This window comes from Thermoanaerobaculia bacterium, assembly GCA_035260525.1.
GTDB lineage: Bacteria > Acidobacteriota > Thermoanaerobaculia > UBA5066 > DATFVB01 > DATFVB01.
Map to the genome: position 1 here is coordinate 1 of DATFVB010000122.1, position 5,300 is coordinate 5,300.

Here is a 5,300-nt window from a genome sequence, read left to right on the forward strand (position 1 = left end):
TGAGCGTCGCCTGGATCTCCGCGACGATCGAAAGCGCGATCTCCTCGGCGGTCTCGGCACCGAGATTCAATCCCGCCGGCGAATGGATCTCCGCCGCTTCGGAGCCGCCGCACGACGCGAGCAGCCGCCGCGTCCGCTCACGGGGCCCGAGGACGCCGAGGTAAGGGAACCCGCGCGGCAGGAGAGCCGCGAGCGCCGCGGCGTCGTCCGCGAAGCTGTGCGACATGACCACGGCGGCGCTGCGCGGATGGACCGGAACCGCCGACGCCGACGCGTTTCCGCCCGCATGGGCGACCGGGAGACCCGCGAACCGTTCGAGCACGAACGAGAGATCGTGGTCCGCGAGAACGGAGACCGTCCATCCCAGCTCCGCCGCCATTCGCGCGACGGGGACGGCGTCCGAACCGCAACCCGCGATGAGGAGCGATATCGGAGGAGGGATCTCCTCGACGATCACCTCGGCGCCGTCCTCTTCCGGTATCGACTCCCCCGCCGCGAGGAGGCGGACCTCCCCCGCCGGACGGTCCGAGCCGGCCGGCGCCAGAACGACCGTCGAGAGGCGCACGGCCGCGCCTCCCGAAAGCGTCGCCCCTGCGCGTTCGAGCGCTTCCCGGAGCGATGCCGTCAGCGGAGACAGCAGGATGCGCACGCGCCCGTTGCATCCGGACCCCAGTCCCCACACGAGGTCCTCGAACGTCCGGGAGTCGTATTCCACGATCTCGGCACGCCCGCTCGAGAGGACGCCGGGAAGCCGCTCGCGGAGGTCGGCCTCGAGGCAGCCGGCGCTGATGGCTCCCGCCGAACGGCCGTCCCGGGCGAGGAGCATGCGGGCCCCCGGCTTCCGGTAGTGGGAGCCTTCGACCGACACGAGCCGGGCGAGGACGGCGGGGACGCCATCGGAGGCGCACTGCCGGGCCAGGCGGACGATCGCGAGGATCTCGACGGCGCTCGCCACGGAGTCCAGTTTGCCACAACGACGGAAGGCGACCTCTCCGGGCGGCGGGCCCTTGCCGGCGCGGCGAGTCGGGGCGTAGCATTCTTCTTTCGACCGGTTCCGCCCGGGAAGGAGGCTCGCATGAAGACTTCGATCCGCTTCCGACTCAACGGGCGGCCGACTACCCTCGACACCGACGACGCCCGCACGCTCCTCTGGGTGCTGCGCGGCGACCTCGCCCTGACCGGCACGAAGTACGGCTGCGGCGAGGGAGTCTGCGGCGCGTGCACCGTGATGATCGGCAGCGAGGCGGTGCGGTCGTGCCAGACGGCCGTGAAGGAGATCCAGGGGAAAGACGTGACGACGATCGAGGGTCTCGCCGCCGGCGGCGCGCCGCACCCCCTCCAGGAAGCCTTCATCGACCAGGGCGGCTTCCAGTGCGGCTACTGCACGTCCGGGATGCTCATGAACGCCGCGGCGCTGCTCCACAAGCGGCCCCATCCTTCCCGCGCCGAGATCGTCGAAGGCATGGAAGGAAATCTCTGCCGGTGCGGAGCGCACCAGAGGATCCTCGCCGCGATCGAACAGGCGTCGCGCGCGGGGGCGCGGTCGTGAGCGCCGCGGCCGGGATCGACCGCCGCCGCTTCGTCGAGCTCCTCGGCGGAGGCGTCGTCGTGCTCGTGAGCCTCCGTCCCTCCGAGCTCCTCGCGCAGAACCGCGACCGCGTCTATCCCGAGGACGTCAACGCCTACCTCCGGATCGACCCGGACGGCAAGGTCACCGTCTTCTCCGGGAAGATCGAGATGGGCCAGGGAGTGATGACCTCGCAGGCCCAGATGGCGGCCGAAGAGCTCGGGGTCGCGCTCGCATCGGTCACGATGGTCCTCGGCGACACCGACCAGTGCCCGTGGGACCGCGGAACGTTCGGGTCGCTGACGACCCGGATGTTCGGCCCGGCGCTTCGCGCCGCCGCCGCCCAAGCGCGCGCGGTGCTCGTCGGGATGGCGGCCCGAAAGCTCGGCGTCCCGAAGGGAAAGCTCGTCGTCGAAGACGGCGTGGTTTCCGTCGCCGGTGACCGCTCCCGCCGCGTCACCTACGGCGAGCTCGCCCGCGGCCAGCGGATCTCGCGGTTGATCGGGGAGAAGGCCGTCCTGCGCAAGGTCTCCGAGTTCAAGCTGATGGGCCGTTCACCGAAACGGCTCGACGGCCGCGAAAAGGTGACGGGGCAAGCCCGCTACGCGGCCGACATTCGCGTGCCGGGAATGCTCCACGCGCGAATCCTGCGCCCGCCCGCGCACGAGGCGGTCGCGGCGAAAATCGATCTCTCGGCGGCCCGGACGTTGCCCGGAGTCACGGTCGTCGAACGAGACGATCTCGTCGCCGTTCTGCACGAGGATCGGGAAGCGGCCGCGCGGGCGCTCGAGGCCGTCCACGCCGAGTGGAAAAAGCCCGACGACCCGCGCGACCCGGAGAACATTTTCGACCACGTCGTAAAAACGTCGCCGCCGCCGCAGGAGCAGCTCAATCGCGGCGATCTCGCGGGCGCGCGCGCGGCCGCGGCGAGGGTGTTCGAGACCACGTACCGCAAGGGCTACGTCGCCCACGCGCCGATGGAGCCCCACGCCGCGCTCGCGGAGGTGAAAGACGGCAAAGCGACCGTGTGGGCCTCGACCCAGACCCCGTTTCCGACGCGCGACCGCGTCGCCGAGGCGCTCGAGCTCGACGCGAAGAACGTCCGCGTCATCACGCCCTACGTCGGAGGGGGCTTCGGCGGGAAGAGCGCCGACCGCCAGGCCGTCGAAGCCGCGCGCCTCGCGCAGATCACCGGGCGCCCGGTACAGGTGTCGTGGACGCGCGCGGAAGAGTTCTTCTACGACACCTTCGACCCGGCCTCCGTCGTCCAGATCGTCTCCGCGATCGACCGCGACGGGAAGATCACGCTGTGGGATTACACCGTTTACGCGGCGGGTTCGCGCTCGGCCGACCTCTTCTACGACGTCCCGAACGCCCGGATCCGCTCGTCCGGACGCACGGTGTACGGCAAGGCGGGCGCGGGACAGAGCGTCCATCCCTTCGCCGTCGGCCCGTGGCGAGCTCCCGGCGCCAACATGAACGTCTTCGCCCGCGAGTCCCAGATCGACGTCATGGCGGCGGCGGCGCGCGCCGACCCGCTCGAGTTCCGACTTCGGAACACGAGCGACGCGAGAATGCGCAAGGTGCTCCAGGCCGCCGCCGACGCGTTCGGATGGAAGCGAGCGCCCGGTCCGAGCGGGCAGGGGCGCGCCGTCGCCTGCAGCGCCGACGCCGGATCCGACGTCGCGCTCATGGCGCAGGTGAAGGTCGACCGGGCGAGCGGAAAGGTGAAGGTCTCGCGGATCGTGGTCGCCCAGGACATGGGAACGGTGGTCAATCCCGACGGCGCGAAGATGCAGATGGAAGGTTCCGTGACGATGGGCCTCGGGTACACGTTCGCCGAGGAGCTCCGCTTCCGCGGCGGAGAGATCCTCGACCGGAACTTCGACAGCTACGAGCTGCCCCGCTTTTCCTGGGTGCCGTCGATCGAGACCGTCCTCGTGAAGAACGACGACCTCGCCCCGCAGGGCGGAGGAGAGCCGGCGATCGTCGCGACCGGAGCCGTGATGGCCAATGCCGTCTTCGACGCGGTCGGCGCCCGCCTCTACCGGCTGCCGATGACGCCCGACCGCGTCAAGCAGGCGATCGCCGAAGGAAAGGGCGCGGTCCAGCGGAGCGCCTGAATCCGGAGGCTCACTCCATCCCGCAGGACGGCCCGACGGACTCCGTGAGCTGCTCCTTCTTCGGCGTTCCGGCCGCCGCGTCGAGCCCGTCGAGGAGCCTCTCGGGAGTGATCGGCAGCGCCCGCGCCCGGAACCCCGTCGCGTGCCACACCGCGTCGGCGATGGCCGGCGCCGTGGGAGAGACGGGCCCTTCTCCCGTCTCCTTCGCGCCGAAGGGGCCGCGGGGCTCCAGGACCTCGACCGGGTACAGCTCGCACTCGGGCATGTCGAGCGCGCCCGGCATCTTGTAGTCGAGGAAGTTCGCGTTCAGCGTGCGGCCTTCCCGGACGACGACCTGTTCCGACAGCGCGTATCCGAGCCCCATCTGGACGCATCCCTCCACCTGGCCCTCGACGGCCATCGGGTTCAGGGCCCGCCCGCAATCGTGCGCCGTGACGATCTTCTCGACCTTCACGAGGCCGGTCTCGCGGTCGACGTCGACTTCCACGACCTGGGCGCCGAAGCTGAAGGTCGGCGTGACGAGCCCCATGTCGCGGGGGGTGTAGGTCCCGCGGACGACCAGGGGCTCGCCGCGGTTGGCCTTCTGCAACATCGCCACGGCCTCGCCGAAGCGGATTCCCCGGTCCGGACGATTCTTCGCGCGGACCATCCCCTCCTTGCATTCCATTTCGTGGATGACGTTCAGGTCGAACTTGAGAGACACCATGCGGAAGAGCTCCGCCTTGATCTGCGCCGCCGCCGCGAGGACCGCGTTGCCCGCCATGAGCGTCACGCGGCTCCCCCACGTGCCCACGTCCGCCTGCGGCGTCATCGCCGTGTCCGCCGACGTGAGCCGGACGTCCTTCATCGGAAGGCCGAGCTCCTCGGCGACGATCTGCGTGAGCACCGTGTCCGACCCCTGCCCGATGTCGGCGGCCATCGTGAGGAGATGGACCGTGCCGTCGGAGTACGCCCGGATCTCGGCCGCGCTGAAGGGATAGTGCGTGTCGAACCAGTTGAAGACCCCGCCGGTGATGAAGCTGTAGCAGCCGATCCCGATTCCCCGACCCGGGGTCTTCCGCGCGCGCCGGGCCTTCCATTCGGTCCGCCGGGCGACCTCCTCGAGGCACTCGGAAAACGCGCACGTCGAGACCGTCGCGATGCCGGGGATCTCGTCGCCCGGCCGCATGGCGTTGCGCAGGCGAAGCTCGATCGGATCGATGCCGAGGTCTTCGGCGGCCGCGTTCATCTGGCTCTCCGTCGCGAAGAGAGCCTGCGGGGCGCCGAGGCCGCGCATGGCGCCCGCCGGGGCGTTGTTGGTGTAGACGTGGAGCCCCTCGTAGCGGTAGGCCGGGAACCGGTAGAGGAAGGCCCCGAAGTTGCCGATCAGGAACGTCGCGGTCGGCCCCATGCTGTTGTAGGCGCCCCCGTCGAGGAGCGCCCGGCACTCCTTGGCCATCAGGGTCCCGTCCTTCCGGAAGCCGACGCGCGACCAGATCCGCACCGCGTGCCGCCGCCGCCCCGCCGAGAGCTCCTCCTCGCGCGTGAGCGTGAACTTCACGGGCTTCCCGAGAAGGCGGGCGAGGACGGCCGCACACACGTCCCAGGAGCGCAGCTCCATCTTGCCGCCG

Annotated in this window: 4 protein-coding genes; 2 read left to right on the forward strand and 2 right to left on the reverse strand. The window is 70.5% G+C overall.

Translation table 11 applies throughout. The annotated features are described in order from the left end of the window. Nucleotides 1–955: XdhC family protein (locus VKH46_05855; protein HKB70349.1), on the reverse strand; the 955-nt coding region annotated here is incomplete at its 3' end. Nucleotides 956–1,075: 120 nt separating this feature from the next. Here VKH46_05855 and VKH46_05860 point away from each other — a divergent pair. Next, nucleotides 1,076–1,549 carry a (2Fe-2S)-binding protein gene (locus VKH46_05860; protein ID HKB70350.1) on the forward strand — a complete coding sequence of 158 codons (474 nt, stop codon included), beginning with the start codon at nt 1,076–1,078 and terminating at the stop codon, nt 1,547–1,549. Then, nucleotides 1,546–3,690 carry a molybdopterin cofactor-binding domain-containing protein gene (locus VKH46_05865; GenBank protein HKB70351.1) on the forward strand — a complete coding sequence of 715 codons (2,145 nt, stop codon included), beginning with the start codon at nt 1,546–1,548 and terminating at the stop codon, nt 3,688–3,690. Before VKH46_05860 ends, VKH46_05865 begins: the two co-directional genes overlap by 4 nt. Before the next feature lie 10 nt (nt 3,691–3,700). Here VKH46_05865 and VKH46_05870 read toward each other — a convergent pair. Further along, nucleotides 3,701–5,300: molybdopterin cofactor-binding domain-containing protein (locus tag VKH46_05870; protein HKB70352.1), on the reverse strand; the 1,600-nt coding region annotated here is incomplete at its 5' end.